Source organism: Sphingobacteriales bacterium, from assembly GCA_016699615.1.
Taxonomy (GTDB): Bacteria; Bacteroidota; Bacteroidia; order Chitinophagales; family JADIYW01; genus JADJSS01.
In genome coordinates, this window is sequence record CP064984.1 from 576785 (window position 1) to 602362 (window position 25578).

At 28.8% G+C, this 25578-nt stretch carries 26 protein-coding genes and 1 pseudogene; 15 read left to right on the forward strand and 12 right to left on the reverse strand.

The window, feature by feature from the left end:
• Positions 1-31: 31 nt before the first annotated feature.
• Complete coding sequence (mce, locus tag IPK18_02840) at positions 32-433, forward strand: methylmalonyl-CoA epimerase (protein QQR98483.1); 402 nt, start codon at positions 32-34, stop codon at positions 431-433.
• Here the strand turns inward: mce and IPK18_02845 are convergent, their stop codons facing one another.
• The 3 genes and pseudogenes from IPK18_02845 to IPK18_02855 all read right to left on the reverse strand — a co-directional run bounded on the left by IPK18_02845 (position 434) and on the right by IPK18_02855 (position 7922).
• On the reverse strand, positions 434-5614 hold the full coding sequence (locus tag IPK18_02845; GenBank protein QQR98484.1) for a lamin tail domain-containing protein: 5181 nt from the start codon (positions 5612-5614) through the stop codon (positions 434-436). It abuts the gene before it with no gap.
• Positions 5615-5789: 175 nt separating this feature from the next.
• Positions 5790-6292 (reverse strand): annotated as a pseudogene (locus IPK18_02850) (RNA polymerase sigma factor).
• A 97-nt stretch (positions 6293-6389) separates the two neighbouring features.
• On the reverse strand, positions 6390-7922 hold the full coding sequence (locus IPK18_02855; protein ID QQR98485.1) for an alpha/beta hydrolase fold domain-containing protein: 1533 nt from the start codon (positions 7920-7922) through the stop codon (positions 6390-6392).
• A gap of 69 nt (positions 7923-7991) precedes the next feature.
• On the opposite strand from IPK18_02855, the gene IPK18_02860 reads away from it, so the two are divergent.
• The 5 genes from IPK18_02860 (at position 7992) to IPK18_02880 (ending at position 10610) form a co-directional block, all read left to right on the forward strand.
• The gene (locus IPK18_02860; GenBank protein ID QQR98486.1) at positions 7992-9278 is read left to right on the forward strand and encodes an acyl-CoA dehydrogenase family protein; all 1287 of its coding nucleotides are present in this window, start codon (positions 7992-7994) and stop codon (positions 9276-9278) included.
• A complete protein-coding gene (locus IPK18_02865; protein QQR99287.1) occupies positions 9247-9516 on the forward strand; it encodes an SCP2 sterol-binding domain-containing protein in 270 nt (89 codons plus the stop codon). The genes IPK18_02860 and IPK18_02865 overlap by 32 nt, the downstream gene beginning before the upstream one ends.
• Positions 9517-9705: 189 nt before the next feature.
• A complete protein-coding gene (locus tag IPK18_02870; GenBank protein ID QQR98487.1) occupies positions 9706-10071 on the forward strand; it encodes a MerR family transcriptional regulator in 366 nt (121 codons plus the stop codon).
• Positions 10072-10074: 3 nt separating this feature from the next.
• Complete coding sequence (locus IPK18_02875; protein QQR98488.1) at positions 10075-10374, forward strand: hypothetical protein; 300 nt, start codon at positions 10075-10077, stop codon at positions 10372-10374.
• Positions 10371-10610 (forward strand): hypothetical protein, encoded by a 240-nt coding sequence (locus IPK18_02880; GenBank protein ID QQR98489.1) that lies wholly within the window; start codon positions 10371-10373, stop codon positions 10608-10610. The genes IPK18_02875 and IPK18_02880 overlap by 4 nt, the downstream gene beginning before the upstream one ends.
• Position 10611: 1 nt before the next feature.
• On the opposite strand, the gene IPK18_02885 is transcribed toward IPK18_02880, so the two are convergent.
• The 5 genes from IPK18_02885 to IPK18_02905 form a co-directional block, all read right to left on the reverse strand.
• Positions 10612-11541, reverse strand: coding sequence for a uroporphyrinogen-III synthase (locus IPK18_02885; GenBank protein ID QQR98490.1), 930 nt, complete (start codon positions 11539-11541; stop codon positions 10612-10614).
• Complete coding sequence (hemC, locus tag IPK18_02890) at positions 11517-12191, reverse strand: hydroxymethylbilane synthase (protein ID QQR98491.1); 675 nt, start codon at positions 12189-12191, stop codon at positions 11517-11519. The genes IPK18_02885 and hemC overlap by 25 nt, the downstream gene beginning before the upstream one ends.
• Positions 12192-12196: 5 nt before the next feature.
• Positions 12197-13441 (reverse strand): glutamyl-tRNA reductase, encoded by a 1245-nt coding sequence (hemA, locus tag IPK18_02895; GenBank protein QQR98492.1) that lies wholly within the window; start codon positions 13439-13441, stop codon positions 12197-12199.
• A gap of 97 nt (positions 13442-13538) precedes the next feature.
• Positions 13539-14567, reverse strand: a complete 1029-nt coding sequence (locus IPK18_02900) for a hypothetical protein (protein ID QQR98493.1) — start codon at positions 14565-14567, stop codon at positions 13539-13541.
• Between the two features lie 32 nt (positions 14568-14599).
• Positions 14600-15586, reverse strand: a complete 987-nt coding sequence (locus IPK18_02905) for a LysM peptidoglycan-binding domain-containing protein (GenBank protein ID QQR98494.1) — start codon at positions 15584-15586, stop codon at positions 14600-14602.
• An 83-nt stretch (positions 15587-15669) separates the two neighbouring features.
• Here IPK18_02905 and IPK18_02910 point away from each other — a divergent pair, with 83 nt between their 5' ends.
• Both IPK18_02910 and kdsB read left to right on the forward strand, forming a co-directional pair.
• On the forward strand, positions 15670-17016 hold the full coding sequence (locus IPK18_02910) for a nodulation protein NfeD (protein QQR98495.1): 1347 nt from the start codon (positions 15670-15672) through the stop codon (positions 17014-17016).
• Positions 17013-17702 (forward strand): 3-deoxy-manno-octulosonate cytidylyltransferase, encoded by a 690-nt coding sequence (gene kdsB, locus IPK18_02915; protein ID QQR98496.1) that lies wholly within the window; start codon positions 17013-17015, stop codon positions 17700-17702. Before IPK18_02910 ends, kdsB begins: the two co-directional genes overlap by 4 nt.
• Positions 17703-17810: 108 nt before the next feature.
• On the opposite strand, the gene IPK18_02920 is transcribed toward kdsB, so the two are convergent.
• The 4 genes from IPK18_02920 to IPK18_02935 all read right to left on the reverse strand — a co-directional run bounded on the left by IPK18_02920 (position 17811) and on the right by IPK18_02935 (position 19311).
• Positions 17811-17987, reverse strand: a complete 177-nt coding sequence (locus IPK18_02920) for a hypothetical protein (GenBank protein QQR98497.1) — start codon at positions 17985-17987, stop codon at positions 17811-17813.
• Between the two features lie 10 nt (positions 17988-17997).
• A complete protein-coding gene (locus tag IPK18_02925) occupies positions 17998-18519 on the reverse strand; it encodes a hypothetical protein (protein ID QQR98498.1) in 522 nt (173 codons plus the stop codon).
• Between the two features lie 94 nt (positions 18520-18613).
• On the reverse strand, positions 18614-18904 hold the full coding sequence (locus IPK18_02930) for a hypothetical protein (protein QQR98499.1): 291 nt from the start codon (positions 18902-18904) through the stop codon (positions 18614-18616).
• Between the two features lie 5 nt (positions 18905-18909).
• Positions 18910-19311, reverse strand: a complete 402-nt coding sequence (locus IPK18_02935) for a hypothetical protein (protein QQR98500.1) — start codon at positions 19309-19311, stop codon at positions 18910-18912.
• Positions 19312-19720: 409 nt separating this feature from the next.
• On the opposite strand from IPK18_02935, the gene IPK18_02940 reads away from it, so the two are divergent.
• From IPK18_02940 to IPK18_02970, 7 genes are all read left to right on the forward strand, one after another.
• Positions 19721-20422 (forward strand): response regulator transcription factor, encoded by a 702-nt coding sequence (locus tag IPK18_02940; protein ID QQR98501.1) that lies wholly within the window; start codon positions 19721-19723, stop codon positions 20420-20422.
• A 113-nt stretch (positions 20423-20535) separates the two neighbouring features.
• On the forward strand, positions 20536-21372 hold the full coding sequence (locus IPK18_02945; GenBank protein ID QQR98502.1) for a hypothetical protein: 837 nt from the start codon (positions 20536-20538) through the stop codon (positions 21370-21372).
• A 40-nt stretch (positions 21373-21412) separates the two neighbouring features.
• Complete coding sequence (locus IPK18_02950) at positions 21413-22057, forward strand: hypothetical protein (protein QQR98503.1); 645 nt, start codon at positions 21413-21415, stop codon at positions 22055-22057.
• 293 nt (positions 22058-22350) lie between these two features.
• The gene (locus IPK18_02955) at positions 22351-23106 is read left to right on the forward strand and encodes a hypothetical protein (protein QQR98504.1); all 756 of its coding nucleotides are present in this window, start codon (positions 22351-22353) and stop codon (positions 23104-23106) included.
• A 213-nt stretch (positions 23107-23319) separates the two neighbouring features.
• Positions 23320-24177, forward strand: a complete 858-nt coding sequence (locus IPK18_02960; GenBank protein QQR98505.1) for a trypsin-like peptidase domain-containing protein — start codon at positions 23320-23322, stop codon at positions 24175-24177.
• 16 nt (positions 24178-24193) lie between these two features.
• Positions 24194-24646 carry a hypothetical protein gene (locus IPK18_02965; GenBank protein ID QQR98506.1) on the forward strand — a complete coding sequence of 151 codons (453 nt, stop codon included), beginning with the start codon at positions 24194-24196 and terminating at the stop codon, positions 24644-24646.
• A gap of 106 nt (positions 24647-24752) precedes the next feature.
• Positions 24753-25508 (forward strand): hypothetical protein, encoded by a 756-nt coding sequence (locus IPK18_02970; protein QQR98507.1) that lies wholly within the window; start codon positions 24753-24755, stop codon positions 25506-25508.
• Positions 25509-25578 lie beyond the last annotated feature (70 nt).

Below are 25578 nucleotides of genomic sequence, written 5' to 3' on the forward strand. Positions count from 1 at the left end.
TATATTTTAAATTGCTTGAAATTATTTCCTCATGAAGAAAATAGATCATATTGGCATTGCCGTAAAAGACTTGGAAGCATCTAATCAATTATTCTCAAAATTATTTAACCAAGCGCCTTTCCACGCTGAAATTGTAGAAAGTCAAAAATTAATTGCTTCATTTTTTAAGCTTCAGGATACAAAGGTTGAACTTCTGTATCCTAATTCAGAAGAAAGTACAATACATAAATTTTTATCAAAAAAAGGCGAAGGCATACATCATATTGCGTTTGAAGTTGAAGATATTGTTTCAGAAATGCAAAGGCTCAAACAGGAAGGATTTGTTCCTTTGACTGATAAGCCATATATTGGTGCATTAAATAAATTAGTATGCTTTCTTCATCCGAAAGATACTAATGGTGTTTTAATAGAACTATGCCAGAAACAAGATTAATTACTCAATATGAATTTTCTTAGCTAATACAAACTTATCATTCACTAACTGAATAATATATACGCCTCTTGCCAACTGTTGACTTGGAATAATAGAAATAATCTGTTTTCCTGTTTCTATATTTAATTGTTTGCTAAATATATTTTTTCCATCATATTGGAATAGATTAAACTCATATTCTCCTTCTTTATTCTGTGCATCAATTTTTATTGTATTATTTCCAGCATAATACATATTTATTGATGATTTATCATCTGAACAATCTACATAAATTGTATTGAATATATGTTCTTTACCATCAATATCGTATTGTTTTAGTCTATAATATACTTTTGTAGTATTAGATAAATTTGAATAATTATATATTTGATTGGTTGTAGAAAATCCTTGTGCTGCTATAGTAGAAAGTGGTACAAAATTCAATGCATCTGTTGATTTTTCAATAACAAAATAATCACTATTTACTTCGGAAGCAGTTATCCAAGTTAATTGTACCTCTTCATTATCCATACAAGTGCTTGTAAATGATAATAATTCGACTGGAAGTGCTGTTGTTCTGCCATCTCCTCCAGCTGGTGCAAAATCTGAAAATCCAGAATATCCAGATCCAATTATTTCATAATAATTATTAGAGACAATACATTCATCACCATCAAATCCTGATGCTATTGGCCATAAACCACCACCAGTACCTGTTGTTGCTTTTAATGCTCTATAATTATTTTTGTATCCTCCTATATTATCATTAGGGAAAGTATTTACATTCAATATATTTGGATGTAAATAGATATCGTAAGTAAATGTAGTTCCAGAGCTACTATTCATATTCCACCATCCTTGACCAGTCATGCCTGTATATTCAATAAATTTAGATTGACCACTACAAACAACATTTGTTATTGGCACATTTATACTTCCAGGATTTCCTGCAATAAATTTTGCAGTTGCCATTCCTGTTCCTGATTGGATATTAATTCTCAATGAATTGTAAGATTCTCCAGTGTGAATATCTCCGATTGGATATATATATTCTCCTATTGTATTTATATTTCTTTCCAAATTTCCATATACATATCTATCGTTATTATAGACACCATTTGTACTAGGTTGATCAAATCCTATGATTGCTGCTGTACGATTAGGATTAAGTACAGAAACTTTAAATGTATTTGTCCTAATAATTCCTCCACAACCAAACTCTAGAACTCCTGTGTTTGATACTGAAATATTATCACTTAATTCCACATAAGTTTGTCTTTGTTTTTCAATTACTATACTATTAAAAGATTCTATCCCAGTATTAATATCAATGAATTGATTATTTCCGCCAAAAAACTTTACCTTACTATTACCTTCTAAAAATCCACTCGTGCCATTGTTATTATTCCAATTCCCTGATATTCTTATTGTGCCATCATCAGTTGCAGAACTGCCGTCATCTGCATCTAATATTCCTCCTAAATCTATTGTAAGATTTCCATATATATCTAATCTATTATCTGCACTTCCTTCAACCGTTACTATTGCACCATTTTGTATTGTTATGTTTTTAATAGCTGCAATATCATGGTATTGGTCTGAAAATGGAGCACTAGCACTAATTACAGGTTTATTTGTTGTGTTTGGTATTGTAATATTCACATTTGCATCAGGTACCAAGAAACTGCTCCAATTATTACAATCAAACCAGTTTGTACTTGAAGCACCAGTCCAACTTGCTACTGGATTTGTATTATCAATTAGGATATTTCTACTTGGAAAGTTGGAGTTTATATCACTATTAAATCCTGCACAGTTTCCTGTTGAATAAGAAGTCCAATTACTTGTACTTATTAATCTTTGTAACCATGTGAACTTATCTGTAACCGTTTTATCACCAGTATATAGGAAATAGTTTGTTACACCAGAACTCGGACTTTGTTCGTAACAAGAAACTTGAGAAGGTAAATTTGAACGTTGTGTAGGACTCGTTGAACAACTTGCAGACCATGTCAGATCAGTATTAAATGCAAATAGATATCTACCTCCAGTATAAGTTGCATCATGATTATTGGTGATCCCATTATCCCAAACACCACCCTGTAAAAAGAACATTTGATCACCTCCAGAATTAAAATTAAATCCACTTGTGCTTCCTAAATTTGTAACATTCCAATTACTTGCCAATGTTGTAGGAACACCTGAACTTGGGAAGTACCATGTAATAATTTTTCCTGCTGGTATTGTTGAACCAACATAAGTTACTCTATAGAATCCTTCTGTATTCCCAAATTGTCCAGCATTACATCTCTCATATCCATTATCTGTTATATCTATTACTGTTCCTGTATTTATATCCTTAAAACAAACAAAATAGATACTATCTCCAGTACCAGAAACACATGGATCGTTATTGGCGTTTACACCAATAACAGCAAAATCACCAGGTTGTATTGTGGTAGCACCATTTGGTGTAGCATTTGATGAAACACCACTACTCCAAAGTGTTCCCATTCTAGTAAATACTTTAAAATGATAAGTTCTCCCATCTTCAAGTCCATTTAATGTAATTGATGTGCCTACACCTTTGTATATTACTTGTTCACAGGCATTTACTAAACATTCACTAGATCCTGTTACATTATAGTTGCTACCATCTCCAAATGGTACTGTTGATACAACAGCATCTGTACACATAATAACAAGCATTTCATCTAAACATACAGGATTTGCCCAACTTAATTGTACATTTCCTGAGCCTGATGAATTTGCAGTAACCACACTTGGATTCTCTGGTCCAACATTTACTAATATTTTTGTTGGAGACATATAAGAACCTAATGTTCCTGAAGGCGATGTTGCAATTACCCTAATTCTATATCCATTTCCAGCAAGAGTAGCAGCTGGAATTATGCCATTAATAGTTCCACCTACATCTGTTCCACTTAATGAGAGTGATCCTATAATTATTGGACTTGAGAAACTTCCAGTTGCATTAGATAATTGTGCATGAAAGACATTACCTGAATTAAATACCCCAACTGATGTAAAATCAACTGAAACTGATGCACCTTGACTAGCACTAACACAATATTGAGTTGGGGAAATTGTATTAGTTATTATTACATTCTCATTCTTACATGTAGAAAAATGAGATCCAAGAAATGTAGATTCACTTTGATCATACTGTAACCATTCTGTGCCTAGAGTAGGAAACCCAGATGATGGATTTACTCCTATACCCAACTGAACTGTTGGCTTTCTAACTAAAGTTTGCTCTGCAGTTTCAATAGTTCCACTAACCCATTTCCCACCTGAGGGGTTTTCTCCTATTCTTCCAAATATATCTAATTTTGTAGTATTATATTCTAAAGCAATAGCATCATTTCCATCGAAAGAGAAACTTGCTTGTGGGAATGTTTGATTAGCTATGGCTAATATTTCAGCAGATGCACTAGAATTTGCTGCTACCCATGTACCATAAGCTGGAATAGTGCCTGCCAAATTAGCAGAATAACTTGATGCAGCACTTCCATTACTATAAATTCTAATATAATAATTAGTTAAGCTAATTGGGTTTGCAGTTGGATTATAAATTTCAATTGCTTTATCAAAACTCAACCCTTCAATATATTCTGAAATAAATAACTCTTGACAAGGAGCTGCGTTTATAATACCATCTAATGATTGACTAACAGATTTAGTACATACAAGTGTTGGTGGAGACTGAACAGTAGCAGTCATATTTTCTGTAAATGCACCTATAGTTAAACCAGCTTTCAATCTAATATAAACTGGAATATTAGTAAATGCTCCTTCAGTGTAGTTAATATCTACAAAATTAGAAAATCCAATATCATCTAATGACACTTCATATCTAGCAGTATTTGACGAAGTAACTCTAACGGCTCCTGTACTTGGTGCTAAATTTGTTGCTGAATATTCCCTATATTGACTTGCAGATGGACCAGAACCAATTAGGTAAGTAAAAGTATTTAAAGGTGGTAATGTTTGTTGTGTGAGACTCGGAGTAAGTGTAGTAAAATTTCCAGATGGTGGAGAAGTTTTTAGATAGCAAGTATCTGAGCCATTATATTCAAAAATTTTTATATGATAAATTGAAGTACATGATAATCCGGATATATCAACAGAATCATCACTTCCATTATAGACTACATATTCATTTGTGGCAATAATAGCACCACTACCAAATGTAGAACTTGCTGTGTATGCTGTACCACTTGTAGGTGTTCCAGCTACAGCACTTCCAGCTTTTACTACTACAATTCTATTATTGCCACTACCACTTGTCCATTTTATTGTTGCTGTTGTACTATTAATATTAGATACAGCTATTGAACTTGCTTGCGTTGTTGGCGGTGTACATATTGGCGAGATAGCTACTCTTACATTATCAAAAAATGATGTTTGAGTTGCTGTGGTAGCTGCATTCCAAAATGCACCCATATTTGTTAAAGATATTCCTGTATAAGTAGAATCTACTGTCGTACCCTGATCTGCTAATAGTGTAGATACAGGATCTAGAAAGGTTGTATTATCTTTTTCTAAAGCTAATCCCCATGTCTTTGTATCAGGAATGAATGTAACTCTTATGCTAAGATAATGGTTCCCAAAATCTGTATATCCTGACGTATTAGAACTCAATATATCTGTTACAGTTCCTCTAAGACCATTATTAAACTTAACAAGTCTAATTGGGTCTGTACTACCTGAATTTCCTAAAAGAATTGCATACCCACTCCCATTTGATGCTATATTTGAATTATTTCCTGCAAGTACATATGCTACTCCATAGCTACCAGAAGCCATACCTGCTGGATCTGCTCTAATTTGTCGCATATTGAATGTCCATGTAATGACACCTATATTTGAAGCTAGTGTTGTGTTATATGGGCTTAAAAATGATGTTGTATTTGTGTATGCATAAATCCAACCGTTTGCATTTGTAGTTGCAGACGCATCATTTGTTAGTTCTAATTGTTCTGGAGATGTATTTCTTCTAGCACCCATATCATCTCCACTTCTTACTATTGTCCATGCGCTAGTTCCGATAGCACCCGAAGTAGTCCAAGTTGCATTTTTATTTGTAGAAAAGTGAGCTGAAAATACTATTGTTTGGCTTTTTACATTGTATCGTAAAAAAAATAAGAAAACAAAGAAAAGAATGTAAAATTTCTTCATAAGAAAGTATTATACTTCAAATTTAATTAAAATATTTCTACCTCGTTATAAGTTAGTATTAAGGTTTTTTGTACATTTTATATATGTTTATGCACAAAATCTGTGTGCAATATACACATTATAAAAAATCAATATGTAATATATTTTGATACTCTAATGTTATTATAAATAGTTTTTATGTATAATCGCTTTTTAACAAGTTAACTAATTCTTTACGTGCGAAAAATATTCTGCTTTTTACTGTTCCTAATGGTAAATTTAGCTTTTCAGAAATTTCTTGGTATTTGTAGCCTTTGTAATGCATTAAAAATGGAACTCGTAATTCTACTGATATTTTTTGTAGTGCCTTATTTATGTCTTCCATCATAAATACACGCTCTGCATTATTGGCTACTTGTATTGATGAATTTAGTAAATGTAGATTAGGTGTATTATCAGATACTATAATGTTCTTAGATTTTTTCTATAATCATTTATAAAAATATTTTTCATTATAGTATATAACCATGCTTTTAAGTTTGTTCCTTCTTGAAACTTGCCATAATTATTTATAGCTTTCATCAAAGTTTCTTGAACTAAATCTTCAGCATCTGTTATATTCTTTGTCAGCTTTACAGCAAAAGGTTTTAATGTTACATTTGCCTCACTTACACTTTTATTAAACAACTCTGCACTCATATACATATTTTTTAGTATATCAAAGTTAGTGCTATATTTTAAGACTTGCAATTAAATATTGTTAAAATGCAAGTCTAGATTATAAATTTATTTTTTCTTAGAAAAACGACTTTTTGAATACAATAAAATCAGTGTATTGAATACCATCTGCATTAGAAATAGTGATTAAATAAGAACCTTCATCTAGTGAATTTCCTTTTAAATTGATAGTTGATTCTCCCGCTAATATTGCGAATTGTACATCAGCAACTTTTGTACCTGCAATATTAAACAACTCAATATATAAATTTTGAGCTTTAGGACTTGAGACAAAAATCTCTAAATCTTCATAAATAGTAATTGACTTTTCTGGAATATCTATTTTAAATGGAAACTCAGAATAATATTCGTTGTTTGTGTTAGTATTTGTATTTGTTGTGGTATTTGAATTACTAATATTTGGATATAGTCCATTTCTTAAGTTTGGTATAGATTTATTGTTTGTATTAGTAACTGTAATTGGTTGTTGAGAACCATCGCAAGCTCTGAATCCTTTTGTTTTTGGGCAAGTTTGCTTTGCTGTATATGGAAATTCTGGCAATGATGTAACTGTTACTTCTAAACTTTTAGATGCATTTCCATTAATTACATTATTTAAGAAATCTGTACTTGCATCTAAAACATACAACATACCTTTAGATATTTTGGTATTTGCAGCATCTTGCTTACTCATAAAATCATGATCGAAATTGCACAATGTGTGTAATTCGTAATAATTATTTTGTTTCTTTAAATTTTCTGTAATTACATCTGGTCCATAAGTTTTAGGAAAATTTGGACATGCTACCATCTTGCCTTCTCTACCATAAGGTACAGCAAAATCACAACTACCATGAAAGAATGCAGTTGGTATATTTCTATAATTTGAATTATCCATAGTATGTGCACCAGCAATACTAATGATACCTGCTACTTGTGTAGACGCATCATCAGTTGGCATTGCACCCAATCTATTCTTTCTATCAGCATTGAACATACTTGCATCATCACCTAAATGTGTTAAAGCCAATATTGCACCAGCACTATAGCCTAATACAAATATGGCATTTGGATCTATTTTTAAGTCGTCTGCGTTTGTTTTTAAATATTTCACTAAGTTTCTAGAATCTTGAAATGCTCTATACATAGCATCTTTGTAATCTTCTTCTTTGGTAGAGAAACAAGCATCAATAATATCTGATTGTCCTTTTCCTTTATAATTCCATCCTAATCTATATGATGCTGTAATTACTGTAAATCCTCTTTTGTTGTAATAATCTGCTAATTGTTTGTTGATAGCACTATTTCTGCCTCCTGGAGGAAAAAAACCACCACCATGATATAAAATAATTGCTGGTCTTCTTACGTTGTTTCCATTGTCATTTGCAGTGCCTGGATAATAAAGGTCTGCTTGTAATGCTTGGTCAACTCCTTTAAAATTTTTGGCTACAGAATAAGTAATTAATCTTGTATAAGATGTATTGTAATACTCTTTTTTGAAATACATTGCATTGTTGTCTTGAGCATTAACGTACTCAGATATTGCAATTAAGATTAGAAATAAAAAAAATATTTTATTTACAAAGGATAAGTCTGGAAGATATTTTCTCATAGTGAAGTGCTTTAATGATATAATTTTATACATTTATAACAAATTATCTGCCAAAATAAAAAAAATTATATGAAATCTCTATTTTTTAACGAAGAACACGAATTATTTAGGAATTCTGTAAAGCAATTTGTGGAAAAGGAAATCATGCCTTATGCCAATCAATGGGAAAAGGATAAGAAAATTGATAGAGCATTATTTCAAAAATTAGGCGAACAAGGATTTTTAGGTATTAATCATGATGAAAAATTTGGTGGTACACAAGCAGATATTTTTTACACAATTGCATACTTAGAAGAATTGGCTAAGTGTGGCTACGCTGGTGTTTGTGCTGCAGTATCTGTACATCAATACATGGCAACAAACCACTTAGCTGAAGCTGGCTCTGACGAATTAAAAGAGCGATTTTTAAGACCATCCATTGAAGGAAAGAAAGTAGGTGCCATTGCAATTACTGAGCCTTTTGGTGGTTCTGATGTTCAGGCAATAAAAACTACAGCAGTAAAACAAGGTAATAACTATATTATCAATGGTTCTAAGACATTTATTACAAACGGACATTATGCAGATTTTGTGGTGGTAGCATGTAAAACTGATAATAATGCAGGCATTAATGGTATGAGTTTAATTGTAATAGAAAGAGGCACAGCTGGTTTTAGCTCTACATCATTAGATAAAATTGGTTGGCATTCTTCAGATACTGGCGAATTAGCTTTTGATAATGTAATTGTACCACAAAGTAATTTGGTAGGCAAAGAAGGCATGGCATTTTTTTATATTATGGAAAGTTTTCAAGTAGAAAGGTTAGTTGCTGCCATTCTTGGTGTTGGTGGTGCTGATGCTTGTTTAGAGCAAACATTAAAATATATGAATGAACGCGAAGCATTTGGAAAACCGATAAAGAAATTTCAAGTATTAAGACATGAAATTGTACAACTATATACTGAACTTGAAGCTGGGCGACAACTAACCTACCATACTGCTTGGCAAATGCAAAATGGCATAGTGCCTGTGAAAGAATGTACCATGGCAAAAATGTACATGACAGAACTTAGTAATAAAATTGTAGATAAATGTTTGCAAATGTATGGTGGCTATGGCTACATGGAAGATTTTCCAATTGCAAGAGCTTATAGAGATGCGCGTGTAGGCACAATAGTTGGTGGCACTACACAAATTATGAAAGAAATTTTAGCAAAAATAATTATTGATGATATTAGATACAAAAAAATATATCAAGAAGACGTTGTAGAAAATTCTAAGCCTTGGGGCAATCCACAAACTGCAAAAGAAATTATTTATTCTATTCCATTAAGAATAAAAAAAGATAAAGCACACGAATTATTCTACCATTTTTAATTTTGATATTAGTGGCAATAATGGTGGACAATATCATGTTATAATTGAAAATGGAAATGCCACAGTAAGTGAACAACTACATGCTAATGCAACATGTACAATAACTGCTGATGACGAAACATATGCAAATGTAGAATTGGGAAAACTTGACCCTACTGCAGCTTTTATGGCTGGACAAATAAAAGTAGATAACTTGCAAGCTATGATGCAATTTTCTAAGATGTTTAATAGAATTTAGACAATGTAGCAATATATCGATTAAATAATTTAGCAATATACTAATTAAAAAAACACAAATATTAATGGACTTATTTATCATAGAAGTCAATAAATGAAATTAGATTCAACATCTATTATGATAATTTAATAATTTTTCTGCAAGATATTGCTTACTTTCGTTTTTATTTTAATGAATTAAAATTCTATTGTGCCGTATAAAGAAAAAGAAATAGAGAAACTGTATTATAGCATTGGCGAAGTAGCTGATATGCTAAATGTAAACAAATCATTGCTTAGATTTTGGGAAAAAGAATTTCCATCATTAAGACCAAAAAAAGCATCGAAAGGAAATAGATTGTACACCAAAACTGACATTGAACTGATAAAGAAAATACAAGTATTGGTAAAAGAAAAAGGATTTACAATTGATGGCGCGAAAAAACAATTAAAAGAGAAGCAAGAAATCGTCATCAACAACAATATATATGTACAATCAGATATTAATAAAGATGAGATTATTGCAGAACTAACTAAAGTAAAATCTGCGTTGATTGGATTAGCTAATAAATTATAATACATGAAAAAATATTATATTATATTATTAGTTATATTATTTACATCATGTAGAAATGAGAATAATATAGAAATAAGCAATCCGACAATTTATTTTAATGAGTTAATTACCAAAGAAAAGAATGCAATTTTTAAAAATATAAATTTTGATTTTACTTTAGATGATGTAAAAAAGACAGAAAATGCACAGTTGTACGAAGCTACAGCAGAGCATTTATTTTATAGTTACAATTTCCCAAAAGACAGCTCGCAATTTATTGAATACACAGATATAAAATATTTTTTGATGAAGATAATATTTTGAAGATAATTACTGCTACTGTGTATTTGAATGATAGTATTCAAGAAGCTAAATTACTAGAAAATCTAAAAGAATATTATACAATTAAGTATGGCGACACGAAAGTTGATGACTATAGTTATGATAACTGGGAAGCTACTGCTGATAGTAAAAATAAAAAAGGAAAATATTACTACAATATTGCCATCAAAAAATTAGAAAATGAGTATGGCGTAACAATTGAGTTATTAAGATTATAATCTACAAACTCATGATTTCATCTACCAAACAATAATTGTATGGTGCGTAAGCTACTTGATGTTGCACTGCAAATTCACTCAAAACTTCTGATGTAGTTTTGCCTATTGAAATTACTTTTTGCGTTGCATCTATTTGATGTGTAGAAAAATATGCTCTCACATTCATTGGACTTGTAAATACTAAAATTGCTGCGTCTGATTTGGGTACATTTTCAATCATAGCATTTTCGTACACTGCAAGATTTTCAATATTTATTTTTTTATTTGTAAAGTGTCTTTGTACTTGGTACAATGACTGAGTTGCACATGGAAATAAAACATGTACATTATTGTCAATTATATTTTCGAACAGTTTTGCTGTAGTTCTGCCCAAACCATCGCCAACAAAATCTGCTTGAATTTGATATTTATTCAAATGTGCTGCTGTACCTAAACCAAGTACTGCAATTTTTGTATTTTTTAGTATTGATTGGTCTATTTTTTGAATAAAGAAATCAATAGCATGTTTGCTAGAAAAGAAAATCCAATCTAAATTTTTTATTTTTTCAGTTGAAAAATCTACTGCATTGAATTGCAATAACGATTGTGCTTGCACCGAATAATGATGTGCATTTAAAGTATTTTCAAGGTAATCATCTTCAATACTATTGCGTGAAATAAATACAGATTTTCCAGTATGTTGCTTAATCTTATCTACTATATTTTTTATATCTATTTCTTGTGTATGATTAAATTTAAAATGCATTCTTATCGGAATTTCATTCCATGCTTTTGCATAGCTTATCCAAATATGAATTTGATTATCTTCTTGTTTTGTAAAAATACCCAATGGAATCTGGCATCCACCATCAAATGCGTTTAAAATTTTACGTTCTATTCCAGAAATTTCTGCATCATTTGCATCATTCAATAATGTGCAAATTTGTTGCATATTTTCATCGTTTTCTCTAATTTGATAAGCCAAAATACCTTGTTGATTGCTGGAACAAACATTGGTGAAACTAAAGGAAATACAAAAAAATCATCTGTACAAATTTCTAATCTATCAATGCCTGCTTGTGCTAATACAATAGCATCAAATTCGCCTTTCCTTAGCTTTTCAATTCGAGTAGGTACATTGCCTCTTATATCTTTAATTTCAATATCATTTCTATAGGCTAATAGTTGTGCTTTTCTTCTTGAGCTTGATGTGCCAACTATTGCATTATTTTGCAAAGAAAGTGTTTTGCTGATATCTACTTTTTGTTTATTTATCAATAAAACATCAAAAGGATTGGCTCTTTTTGAATATGCTGCGATTGTTAATCCTAATGGAAATTGCGTTGGTAAATCTTTGCAAGAATGTACTGCTAAATCTATTTCTTGTGCTAATAATGCTTCTTCAAGTTCTTTGGTAAAAAAACCTTTTCCTTCTAATTTATCAAAACTTGTGTTCCAAGTTTGCGAAGCATCACCTTTTGTTTGTATAATTTTTATCTCAGATGTGATATTATTTTGTGCCAATAAATTTTGAGTGTAATTTGCTTGCCAAAGTGCAAGTTTACTACCTCTTGTTCCAATAATTACTGTTGATTTTTGCAAAACAATTAAGCATTAAATTGATTAAGCAAACTTTCTTTAGATGCCTTAAATGGTAATGCAGTATATTTTTCTTCCATGTAGCCCATCACTTTGTATAAGATATCTTTGGCATAATCATCTAATGTATCGATATCTTTTTTGAATGCTTTTTCTAAAGCAATAGTTTTTATTTCTTTTACTTCTGATGGAATATTTGACAATGCAAGTTCTAGTTTTCTTTCTTTTACAAGCTCAGCAAATGTGTTGATAAAATCTTCCAAAATGGCTTCTGCTTTATACATTTCATTTTTTCTGAATTGTAAATTTTCTTTTGCTTTTTGTTCTAAAGAAACGATATCAATATATTCTACAAAAGGAAGTTGCGTAATTGTTTTGTCGATATCTTGTGGTACTGCCAAATCTACAATAGTTACTTTATTGTTGTTTGGATGAATTTTATTAAATATAGATTCATGCAAAATTGTGTGATTTGAACCAGTGCATGAAATAATAATATCAAACGACTCTTGATGGTTTGGCAATGACTCCAATGGCATTGCTTTTCCTGCTTTAAATCTTGATGCTAAATCTTCTGCTTTGCTCAGTGTTCTATTGTACACTGTAACTTGTTCGTAATGATTTTTCACTAAAAGGTTTGCCATCAAATTATTGGTTTGTCCAGCACCTATAATGATAATTTTAGAATTTGGGTTTAATGTTTTTTCTAACAAAGAACGATAAGCTAAAGACACTACTGAAATTGGTTTTTCGCCAATTTTTGTTTCTGTATGAATTTTTTTTGCGAATACGATAGATTGTTCAATTGCTAATCTGATGCTATCGCCAGACAAATTAAATTCTTTTGCTTTTTGATAAGCATATTTTATTTGTCCTAAAATTTCTCTTTCGCCAACAACCAAAGAATCTAAAGAAGCAACTACACCAAATAAATGTCTGATGGCATCTTTGCCTTCATACACCATTGCTTTTGAAACGTGTAATTGTATTAGTTCTTTGTTTAAAGATGGATTTATGAATAAAAATAATCTTTCTAAAAATTCTTCATTCAATTTATAATCGCAAGTAAAGAATAAAGTAACTCTATTGCAAGTATTTAGGTATAATAATTCTGTTAATTGGAATGTAGATTTTAATTGCTCTACTCTATGGATTGGATAGTCTGTATCATCATCATCAGTTAGCAGATAATCTTTCAATCTGTTAACTTTTGTAGTTTTGTGCGTTATGGTTACAACTTTATATTGCTTCACGTACTATTTTTCTAATGCAAAGATGCAAAAAAATATAGTAACTCAAAAATGATATTTGTCATATTGAATTCTAGTAACAAAAAATTAAGATTGTTATTTATTTGTTTAAATTCCACCATTTTTCTGATTTCCAACCTATTACAGCAAAAATAATAGCTAATAGTAAGAAAAATACTGATTTATGTAATGGTTTCCAGAGATATTCGAAGTATCTGCTAATCAAATTAATAATTAAAAAAATAAGTGCTAAGTTGGCTACATACACATTTTGTCTTCTGAGTGCATAAAACATAGCAATGATGCAAAATGCAATACTCACAATTGCGAATGGAAGCATATACAATTGTGATGTATTTAACCATCTGTCTACAAAAACTGTATTTCCGAAAATTGAAATTAACCACATATTGAAAAATAGAAATATCCAAACTGTTTTCTTATGTACTTCATAGAATTGTTTGGTGTATGTTTGTTTGGCAATTAAATTAGAACTTAACAGTAGAATTATAACGAAAGGCATATTTCTGATAATCATATTCATTCCTAGAAAATATCCATTTGTATTTTGATAATTATAGGTAAATGTAATATAACACAAAATTGACATGATGATGGCTATTACCCACAAAAATTGATATTGAAAAAATATGGCAATACACATATATAATATACTTGCGAAAAGGAACAGATAATGTATATTATTGTTGCCAAGGCTCAATGCTTTGCCTAAAAATGAAATAGCGATGATGCTAAAAAATGATGCTACTAGCAAAACACTTTTATTAAATAGTGTAGTATGTGGTTTTTTCTGAATTCTATGATTTGATATATAAAACAACACTACACTTATTATAAATGTGAGTACGCTAATTCCAAAGTTTGATAAACTGAGTAGTTTTTCTATAAATAAACGAATTGGTTTATCTGCAAGCAAAACTATTACTGATAAAATAATACAACATACAGCAACTATAAATGCATAATATGCTAATAAACGCCAATTTGTTTTTCTAACTGTTAAAGAAGATTTTAGCTTAGTGGCAACATCATCAGAAATGTATTGTTCATCAGACCAAAAATCTATGAGTTTTTGTGCAATTTTTTCTTCTTCTTTATTGAGTTGCATATTGCAAAAATAGATAGAATTTTTATATTATTCTATTCTATAAATTCCATTTCTAAGTATGCTTTGCTATTGCCCATGTTTATTGCTTTTCGCACACCCAATGACAATCTAATCAGTACATTTTTATTTTCGTCAATATCTGGCAAAGTGCCAATTACTTTTGCGTAGCTTGTTTTATTATTCTCTAAGTTTTTTATTTTTATTATACTACCAACTTTTGCTGTTTTATGCAATGCAAAAAATGTGTTATTTATACTTGGATCATTAGTACTCATTGGAGCACCAGTTGCTTTTTTAACTACAGTTTCATTTTCTTTTTTTTGTGTTGCAAATTGTTCAGATAATGGTAATAATTTTACTTCTTGTTTATTTTCTTCATCTTGCTTAGGCACTTCAGTCGTGGCTGTTTTTATGTCTTCTTGTTTTATTGTTTCCTGTTTTTTTATCTCTGGTTTTGTAACATTTTGAGTTGTTTCTGTAGGTTTTTTATTTATTTTTTCTTCAATTTTCTTTGTTTCTTCTTGGTTTAGTATTGCTGTTGCAGAACTACTTTTAACTGTTGTTGTCTTAGGTTTTATAATTTTTATAATGGCATCATAACTTAAATCTGAGCTTGACAACTTATTCCATTTTTTAATATCATCAATATTTACATCATATAATTTTGAAATGCTGTACATTGTTTCTTTAGGCTTAACTTGATGTAAAATTGTATCAAAATTATTATTTGGTTTAGTTGGTGTATTTACATTCTTTGTTGATGTTGTTGTTGGAGTCGTTTTAGTTGTTGTAGGTGTTGTCTTCTTTTTTGGAATTCTTAGTTCTGTTCCTATTTTTAAATTATTACCAGACAATGATGGATTATTTTTGTGAATAGCATCTATAGTGACTGCGTATTTTTTTGCAATAGCATAGAGTGATTCGCCTTGTTTTACCTTGTGAATCAGAAAGTTTTGAGCATTTAAGTGTAAGTTAATAAATGATATAAGCAGAAAGCAACAAATGTATAATGTACGCATCAATTTTTTATTTTTATTTAGTGCAAATTTTATGCCTATTTTAATTAATTTTGTAGTGCAATTTATCAACAAACGTGTGCAATATGAAAACAATCCAGTTCTTTACATTAATATTTTTTTTATTTGTTAATATTCAAGCAAATTTTGCAAAAGAAAAAAATATTTATTACTTAAAACTACATGCAGAAATTGACAAAGGTGCAGCAAGATTAGTAAAGAATGCTGTGGATGAAGCTGAAAAACAAAAAGCTGATTATTTTTTATTAGACTTAAATACATTTGGTGGTTTGCTAGATGCCGCTGACGAAATAAGAAGCAAACTATTAAATACAAAAATACCAACCATTGTTTGGATAAATAATAATGCTGCATCAGCTGGTGCATTGATTTCTATTGCATGTGATAGTATTTATATGATAGAAGGTGCAAGCATTGGCGCAGCAACTGTTGTCAATCAAGATGGTGAAAGAGCGCCAGACAAATATCAATCTTACATGCGATCATTAATGCGTAGCACAGCAGAAACCAATGGCAGAAATCCGAAAATTGCAGAAGCTATGGTTGATGAAGATGTTATTGTATCTGGAATTAAAGACACAGGAAAAATTCTGACGTTCACATCACAAGAAGCACTAAGATATAATTATTGCAATGCTATTATAAATTCAAAATCTGACATTTTGAAACTTATAGATGCACATGAAAAAAATATTGCTGAACATAAGATTACAGCAGTTGATAAAATCATTTCAATATTACTCAATCCATTTATCAATTCTATTTTAATTATGATGATAATTGGTGGTATTTATTTTGAGTTGAAAGCACCAGGCATTGGGTTTCCTACAATTATTGCCATCATTGGCGCAGTTGCTTATTTTGCACCTTTGTATTTGGAAGGTTTAGCTGCAAATTGGGAAATTTTAATTTTTGTTTTAGGTATGTTATTAGTATTGCTAGAAATATTTGTCATTCCAGGATTTGGTATAACAGGAATTGCTGGAATTATTTTAGTCATAGCTGGTTTGACTTTGAGTTTAATCAATAATACACAATATGGTTTGCCAAATGGAATTATGGACGCAATAGGTAGTGTATTATTTAGAGTAACAATAACATTACTTGTATCATTTATTTTACTATTTGCATTTGGTGGTTCTATATTTAATTTTCCAATACTCAACAAAATGGTGCTAAGCACTGACCAAAAATCTGAAGAAGGTTTTACAATAAAACAACAATCGCAAGTAGCATTGATAGGAAAAATTGGTGCTGCCATCTCAGACTTAAGACCATCTGGAAAAGTAGAAATTGAAGACAATATCTATGATGCTATTGCTGATGCTGAATTTATCAGCAAAGGCGAACATGTAGTAGTTACTAAAGTAGAAGGTTATTCTATTAAAGTAAAAAGAGTAAAACATAGTTGAGAATATTAGGCATTATACCATCAAGGTTTGCATCAACAAGATTACCTGGAAAACCATTAATCAATATTGATGGAAAAACGATGATACAACGTGTGTACGAACAGTGTACACAAGCAAAATTATTGAACAATGTTGTTGTAGCAACAGATTGTAGTTATATTTTTAATTCTATAAAACATATAAATGGCAATGTCATAATGACATCATCATCGCATGAAAATGGCACAAGTAGATGTATTGAAGTTGTGAAAAATTTAGAAGAAGAATATGACTATGTTGTGAATATACAAGGCGATGAACCTTTTATACAAGCTGAGCAAATTGATGAATTGTGTAATTTTATTATCGAGCATAAAATTGAAATTGCAACGCAAATAAAAAAAGAATATAACTTGGCATTGAACCAGCAAGCTAATATTGTAAAATGCATTACAGATGACAATGTAAATGCAATAAATTTTACTAGAGCAGAAGTACATTTAAAAGATAATTATTTTTTTAAGCACATTGGCATTTATGCTTTTAGAAAAGATATATTAATAGAAATAGAAAATTTAAAACCAACAGAAAATGAAATGATAAATAATTTAGAGCAACTACGTTGGTTAGATAATAATATTAATATCAAAGTGCAACTTACCAGCTATTCATCAAAAAGCATTGATATAATGAGTGATTTGAATTAATTACATTTAATATTTTACTATAAATTATCAAGAAGATTTATGCATAGTGTGCAAAATAATTACAACCTGAATATTCTACAACTTAAATAACTTTCAAAAATTGTCATCTTAGACATTTTGTTTCTTTCTATTGTTATTCGTAATTTTTCTTTTTTTTATTTCTTTTTGCTTGCGTTTTTCTTTGTCTGCACGAATAAAGTTACTTATTGCTTGCTCTTCTTCTTTAGTCAATGGTCTTGGATCAACAACAAAATCTACATCAAGTGGTTCTTTAATTATTCCCATAAAATTCAATTTAAAAATATTTATTTGTTAGTTTCAATGCAGCATCTGGTGTTATTACCATTTTATGTCCACCAAAATGTGTTGCTCCTAAATTTCTTTCATAATGTTCAATAAGTTTAGTCTTTGATAGAAATGAAACATAGCCTTCTCCACCACGTTGAAATGAAAGTTTGCATGCAAATGCTACAAGATTTCCTGAAACGCCCAAATATGTTTTGTTTTTACCTATATTAAATGGTGCGCTCTCAATTAAATGCATATAAACATGGTCTGATTTTACTTCTAAACTAATAAGCCCTTGGATAATATTTGGATTATTTGCAATTGTCAATTTATATACTTCTCTAGTTGGGTTTCTCAGCTCAGAAATCCAATTAAATTGCCAACCTTCTTTTTTAGTTAAATTTTTCACTTCAGTTACTGTCAAAACAGAAATTTCAGTAGGAAAACTATCACCTGACCTTACATTCTCTATTGAGTTTGTTAGTTTATCAATTTCAAAATCAAGTTTTATCCCTTTCTGATTTTTCACAATACTAATATACAAAATTTGCTCTTGCTTTGCAAGTAGTTCTTAGTCTTATAAGATTCAGATAATGTAGAAAAATAAAAAACTTTAATTTGAATTAGTCTTCTTTTATATAATAATATAATGAGAATAAAACTTGAGATAATGGAATCACTAATCCGAATACTGCTAAGATCAACAAACCTAGTTCTCTAAATCCAAATGTCTCTATTTTGTTGAAATAACCATACAGAAACATATAAATAATTGGTGTATAAAATAATATCATGCTTACACCAAATACTATCCCTCTGATTTTTGGATTATTCTTTTTCTTTGCATAGTATGCTGAAGAAAATTGAATAACAGCAAGCGCAATGAATAGTATGTATAGAAATAATTGTTCCAAAAAAATTAATCTTCTACCCTATTCAAACTATAATCTAAAATTTGCAATGGTGTTTTGCCTTTATAATTTTCGTTGTTAAACTCTGAGTAATAAGTTGAATAACATAAACCACGCAAGCCCATATTTAATTGACGTAGATTTGATGCAACAACACCATCACTTTTACTTGACATGGCATTTGTAAATTGATGAACCAAGAATTTAATTATAAAAGATGGTACAAAAGAAAAAATAACCAACACCATATTCAATGCTTCTATATCTTCTTTGGGTGCGTTTTCTATCAGCATATCTAATTTGCTTGTGTCTGCCACATCACTATATTTTGGAAACTCACCATTTTGTGGCAAATAAATATCTCCAATTTTTGATAAACCTACTACTGCTCTTTTGCTAAATGTATTCATGGTATTTTTATATATTCATTATGGTGTAAATAATATCTAAATTCATCTACTAATTTAATTTTTAAAATTGATTTATTTATAAAAAACAAAAAATATTCTTTTTTAAAAGTCATTCATGAAAATGATAAAAGCAAAAAAAATGACTCTATTATTCTGTATAATTTTAATAATACATGTATGCTTAGTATAAATTTTGTAGAAATAGTACAAATTTACATCTTCAAATATCATTATTTATAACTATTTATTGGAAAGAAATACATATTAAAAATAAACACAAAATACTTATAATCAATAGTATATAAAACAATTACTATACTATTTTTGACAAGAATCAAGGAAAAAACATGAAAATAAGTTTTTTTTTAAGTTCTATATTTAATTCAGATTTGCATTGCAAAACAATCCAATGCTATCAGAGAAAATCAATATAATTTTCAATCATCTACTAGAACAGAATATTACTAGTCATACATTTGATTTATCAAAAGACAAACAAATTATTTTAAACTACATAAACAAATCTACATATAAAATTATACTTCATGACACTACTAAGTTTAATTTGATTATAGTTAATGACGCTTTAAAAACTTATTTAGATTTAGATAGTAATTTTTATCATAATAATAACTTAGTATCATTATATTTTAATATTATTCACATAAATAATTTTACAACATTAGGAGAAGTATTCAAACATATACATCAAAAATCTACTAATGTCTTGATAATGTATTTAACTATCAGTAAGGATAGAATACATTGGAAAGACATTTATAGTATTTCAAAAATTATGTTTAATGAAGCACATCAAAAACCAAAATATTTATTAACCATTTTAGAAGAAAACCATAGGCTTCCTAAAAAAAATAAGATTGAATTTAATACCAAAATAAAACATATTTCTTATTCAGAGCAAAAAATACTCAAGTATTTATACCATGATTTAACAACTAAAGAAATCGCAGATTTATTACATGTGTCAGTATATACGATTAATACACATCGTCAAAATTTAATCAAAAAATTAGAGGTTAAATCAAGTCATGGATTAGTTAGGAAAGCAATTGAATTAGGTTTGACAACACCTATACATCATTTCACATAATTCATTAAATATAACTATTTATAAAACAGATGTTAAAATATATATTTGAGAAAAACAACAGAGAAATCAAAAAACTATAATTACTATACATAAAAAAACAAACTATTTAAACTATGAAAAACTTATTTATTATTCTAATCAGCACATTATTATGGTATAGTTGTACAACAACCAAAATGGTGTCTTCTGAAAAACTAAATGCCAAAACGATAAAATTAAAAGGCGACAAACGAGTTATTCATTTTATCTATGATGCAGATTCAAACAGAACTTACACATTGAGTGAGCCACCACCTGATGTGATCTTAGAAAAAACATTTGGCATCCTAAATAAAGTAAAAACTTCAGATAAAGTAGATGTAGAACAAAAACTTGATATCGCCAATAAAGCATTTTCGCTTGGTGAACGAACTGTTGCTGTAAATATCCTAAGAGATGCATTGTTTAGACTTAGTGAAATGAATATCAATAACAGAAATAAGCCACTTGCACCTGGATATAAAGAATTATTTGATAGTATTATTGCAGCATCTAAAACAATTGCTATTAGCCAAATTATTAAAGCAGAAGCAGAAAAAATAAATGCAGAGACAAAAAATAAAGAAGTTGAAATAAAGAAAACAGATGCTGAGACAAAAAAAATAAAAGCAGAAATAGAACTACAAGAATTAGACTTAAATAATGGTGCATATAAAAACTACCAAAAGACTATTAAGTTTCTAATAGATAAAGATTATAAAAATGCTGCTAATTATTTAGAACAATTATATGATAAGTATCCAAAGTATTTCAATATAGATCCAATATATAAAGAACTAAATAAGTTATCAAAAAATAACAAGATGACAGAAGAAAATTGGAAAAAACTATACAAATACATCATCGATGAAAAACTTACATGGAAGATAGATGAAGAACTTGTTGAAAAGATAAAAGAATTAGCAAAATAAATAAAAAATATTATAAAAAAACAAATTAAAATTATATTCTATGAAAAGACTAATTGTATTAAGTACCTTATTGTTTATGATATTATGTAGAGTATCATCACAAGACCTAATAATTAAGAATGATAAAACTGAACTTAAATCAAAAATAACAGAAGTATTAAGTTCTGAGATTAAATATAAAAAATGGGAAATGTTAGATGGACCAATTTATACTATAAACAAAACAGATATTTTCATGATTATTTATCAAAATGGCACAAGAGAAACATTTGAAACTGCTAAGAAAATATCAAATACAAACCAAGAGATATTAATTACAGAAGGTAATACAACAGCAAGCAAAAATAAAAACAAAGCTCCTGTAGATTTAGCAATCACATTTATGCCCAAAAATAAATTTGTAGCAAAACCAACTAAAGAACAAAGAAAAGATAAAGAATTTTTAAAAGAATATGCTAAATCAACAGCCGACAGGTCTGTCTCTTTTGGAATAAATTTAATGAATATAGGAAAATCAACAGTTCCAACAATTATGTTCTTAACTGATGTTACTATAGCAAAAAACATTGCAATTACTTGGGGTTTTGGTTTTAATTATCATAGAGAAAAATTTTCTGGATATAAGTATTCTATGTTTACTTATTGGTTACCAATAGGTGCTGTTTATTACTTCAACCAACTTTAAAAATAAAAAACAAAAAGCATCCTTATATGCAGGAGTACTTTTAACGCCATCTATTTCTTCAATAAATATTAAATCAGATGAGACATATAGTTATAGTTCATCATCTTCTTCATCGAGTAAATTCAATTTTAACGGAGGTTTAAGAGTAGGCGCAAGTTATAATTTCGTAAAGAAATTTGGAGTATATGCTGACATATTAGTTGGCAAAGGAAGACCTGGAATCCTTGTGGGTTTAAAATTATCAAATTTTAGAGAAAAATAAAATTCATTATTAACAAATAAAAATAATTATCATGAAAAAATTAACGTATTTAATCATTACAACAATCACAGCTATCTTATTCATATTTGTAGCTTGCAAAAAAGAAAAAGAAGCAACAATTTCTGCTCAAGAATTAAGTGAAAAGATTACAATCGAAGGTGCTAGTAGAATAAAAGGAAATATACCAGTACCTGATGGTGGAGAATATGGAACAAGTATAGAAATATATACAGATGAAATTATTGTAGAAGAAAATAAAACATCATTTGATGTAACTTTTGAAGGAATTGAAGATAAGAAAATAGCATATTTTAAAGTTGATGGTTCTGATGATTATTTTGAACTGGAATTGGATGAGTACGGTTCCATTGCTTCAAGAATTTCAGATCTCATAAAAGAAGAACAGAAATACATAGGTTTTTGTATTTTTCCTGGTACTCCAGTTCAAAGACAAGTAACTGTGCAATTCTGCAAAATACCAAAAAATAAAACAAAAGCAGAAGCAAAAGCAAACAAGCAAAACTGGTGTACGCCAAAAAATATAAAATTTCAATGTATTTATAATAAAACTGGAAATTGTAGCGAAGCAGATATACAAGCAGCTACAAACAAATTGATAAGTTTAACCACTACATTTCAAAACAATCCAACAAATAGTAATTGCAATGCTGTAAAAGCAGCAGCTATGCAACTATTACAACAAATGAAAAATTGCAATATAGATGATGCTTCACTTACTCAAGCTGCAAATGCATGGAATGGAGTTGATTGCTCTCTACTTAATTAATTTAATATTTTACAACAATAGTGTATAGCAATCAAATGCTATACACTATTTTTTTACTACACAATTAATATGGAGAACGTCGTTGTTATTATTACCAAAAACAACAAATATATTAACAAAGACAACAAAGATATAAGTTATTCATTGTGAGATAATTTTATATTCAGAAAATAAATTTTATTCTTTATATTTAGTAAATAAAACTATTGAATTATGGCAATTAGTGTTAAGAACTATGGAAACTTAAAAAAAACAAAAAGTTGTACAGCAATTTTTGTAGACAACAATAGTATCATTGATACCTATGACGAAAAATATAAAACACTTGATACTACTACTTTTGGCAAAAAGTATAATCTACTTATCAATTCATCCTTGTATAATTTACCATCAATAAAAAACAGCTTACCTACTTGCTTTCTTATTAGTAATAATAACGGTAAAAAACTTATCATTACAGCAAGACATGTATTAGAATATGGATTAATCAAGACTATATCATCTACTTTAGATGAGCTATTTACAAAAATTAGCGTTGTATTTGGTTATGATGATATGCATAATAATCATAGTATAGCAACAAAAGAAATATTTAAAATTGTAGGTGTATATAATGACACTTACAATGCAAAAACAAATCCGCATGATTTTGTTATTCTTGAAATTAAAGATGAAAATAATTTATTAGATAAAAAGCAAAGTTCTATTCAAATTGGGAAATTATCGGAAACAGAAATTGAAATCGATAATAATATTTATACTCAAGGATATCCGTATGGAATGCCATTATATAAAAGCTATGGTAAATTAGAAGCAAAAGAAACTAAAAAAACAGGTTATTACATTTCTAGTTTATCAGCATTTAATGGACATAGTGGTTCTCCTGTATTTAATTCCAATCATGAAATAATAGGAATTATTTTCGGCGGTAGTGGAGATTTTGAATATGTAAAAAAGAAAACTAATAAAAAAACAGAAGTATTTAGAAAACTCAAATATAGAAAGTTCAAATTAGAGAAAGAAAATGGCATATACATATTACCAATAAAAAATATAATTAATTATTTATAACTTTAAAACTATTAATATGGCAAAGTACAAAAACAAAACAATTTTACCAGCAGGAGTTGAACTTGATGGTATACTAACACTAAATCCTGAAATTCTTTCAGAAGAAGAATTCAAAGTACATCTCATACAATGGGCAGATAAGCAAAACAGACAAATTAATATTGATGACATAACCATAACAGAGTATGATGAAGGTTGGCAAAATAAATTAGAATCCAACAAACACAATTTTTCTATCACTATTCAATCAAATCAAACTGATGGTGTATTAAAATTAGATGAAGGCAATATTGGATTTTCAATACAATACAAACCATTTGTTACTGGAGAAGAGTATACTTTATATTTTATTGTAACAATTAAAATTAGTGGAGAAGAACCATTTGATATTGCATTTTCTTCTTTTATTAAAGGTGGCGACACAGTTACAGGTCATGGTGATGTAAACATTACAGCAAAAAGTAGTTAATAATTAGAATTGTAATTTCATATTCTGAACCGATGATATTTGTCATCGGTTTTTTTATATTATAGATAAAAGTTTGTTTGTATCTTAATGATATATTTCAAAACTTATGAAAAAATCTAAACTAATAGACCTGTTAAAATCATTTAATAATTTAGAAATAAAAGATTTATCTATTTATATTAATCAAGTCTATTATAAAGATGAAGCTCATGCATATAAAATGTTCACTTATTTATATAAGCAATACCCACAATTTTTAGAAAAGAATACAGAAAAAACAAAAGTATATAAAAAAATATTCGCAAATAAAACTTATGATGAAAATAAGTTATCTAAAATTATGTCAGAATTAACAAAGAATATTGAAGATTTCATAATTACAATTTTCTCAAAGAATAACGAACTATCAAATAAAATACAATTGCTAAATTATTATAATCAACGCAATTTAACAAAGCACTATTTACAAACAGAAAAAGAGATATTAAAACTACAAACCGAAACTCCGATTAGTATTCAACAAGGATTGCTATCATATCAATTTGAATTTATTAGACTAATTAATAGAATTAAAACTGATGTGAGAAATCCAAACTATCAAATAATATTTGACAACATTAGTATATTTTGCGAAACTCAAAAATTAAGATGGCATAATTTAAACTTTACAAGTATGCTACCAGAATTAAAAACAACAATAATTAATGAAGATACTGTAAGTATATATTATGAATTACATTGCAAGATTAGAACTCTATTCTTAGAAAACAATGACACTTATCTAAAAGAAATAATTCAATATCTAAAAGAAAATAAAATTAATCTTGATAAGATTGAAAGAGATGAAATATATTTTTATTAGTAGCATATACCTTAGACAAAGGAAACAAAGGTAATATAATTTATCATCAATACTTGTTTGAGATTTACAA

What these genes read in the sequence shown, in the direction of transcription:
- mce (QQR98483.1), top strand. Translation starts at nt 32, where the DNA reads ATGAAGAAAATAGATCATATTGGCATTGCCGTAAAAGACTTGGAAGCA.
- IPK18_02845 (QQR98484.1), bottom strand. Translation starts at nt 5,614, where the DNA reads ATGAAGAAATTTTACATTCTTTTCTTTGTTTTCTTATTTTTTTTACGA.
- IPK18_02855 (QQR98485.1), bottom strand. Translation starts at nt 7,922, where the DNA reads ATGAGAAAATATCTTCCAGACTTATCCTTTGTAAATAAAATATTTTTT.
- IPK18_02860 (QQR98486.1), top strand. Translation starts at nt 7,992, where the DNA reads ATGAAATCTCTATTTTTTAACGAAGAACACGAATTATTTAGGAATTCT.
- IPK18_02875 (QQR98488.1), top strand. Translation starts at nt 10,075, where the DNA reads ATGAAAAAATATTATATTATATTATTAGTTATATTATTTACATCATGT.
- IPK18_02885 (QQR98490.1), bottom strand. Translation starts at nt 11,541, where the DNA reads ATGCAACAAATTTGCACATTATTGAATGATGCAAATGATGCAGAAATT.
- IPK18_02900 (QQR98493.1), bottom strand. Translation starts at nt 14,567, where the DNA reads ATGCAACTCAATAAAGAAGAAGAAAAAATTGCACAAAAACTCATAGAT.
- IPK18_02905 (QQR98494.1), bottom strand. Translation starts at nt 15,586, where the DNA reads ATGCGTACATTATACATTTGTTGCTTTCTGCTTATATCATTTATTAAC.
- IPK18_02910 (QQR98495.1), top strand. Translation starts at nt 15,670, where the DNA reads ATGAAAACAATCCAGTTCTTTACATTAATATTTTTTTTATTTGTTAAT.
- IPK18_02920 (QQR98497.1), bottom strand. Translation starts at nt 17,987, where the DNA reads ATGGGAATAATTAAAGAACCACTTGATGTAGATTTTGTTGTTGATCCA.
- IPK18_02935 (QQR98500.1), bottom strand. Translation starts at nt 19,311, where the DNA reads ATGAATACATTTAGCAAAAGAGCAGTAGTAGGTTTATCAAAAATTGGA.
- IPK18_02940 (QQR98501.1), top strand. Translation starts at nt 19,721, where the DNA reads ATGCTATCAGAGAAAATCAATATAATTTTCAATCATCTACTAGAACAG.
- IPK18_02945 (QQR98502.1), top strand. Translation starts at nt 20,536, where the DNA reads ATGAAAAACTTATTTATTATTCTAATCAGCACATTATTATGGTATAGT.
- IPK18_02950 (QQR98503.1), top strand. Translation starts at nt 21,413, where the DNA reads ATGAAAAGACTAATTGTATTAAGTACCTTATTGTTTATGATATTATGT.
- IPK18_02955 (QQR98504.1), top strand. Translation starts at nt 22,351, where the DNA reads ATGAAAAAATTAACGTATTTAATCATTACAACAATCACAGCTATCTTA.
- IPK18_02960 (QQR98505.1), top strand. Translation starts at nt 23,320, where the DNA reads ATGGCAATTAGTGTTAAGAACTATGGAAACTTAAAAAAAACAAAAAGT.
- IPK18_02965 (QQR98506.1), top strand. Translation starts at nt 24,194, where the DNA reads ATGGCAAAGTACAAAAACAAAACAATTTTACCAGCAGGAGTTGAACTT.
- IPK18_02970 (QQR98507.1), top strand. Translation starts at nt 24,753, where the DNA reads ATGAAAAAATCTAAACTAATAGACCTGTTAAAATCATTTAATAATTTA.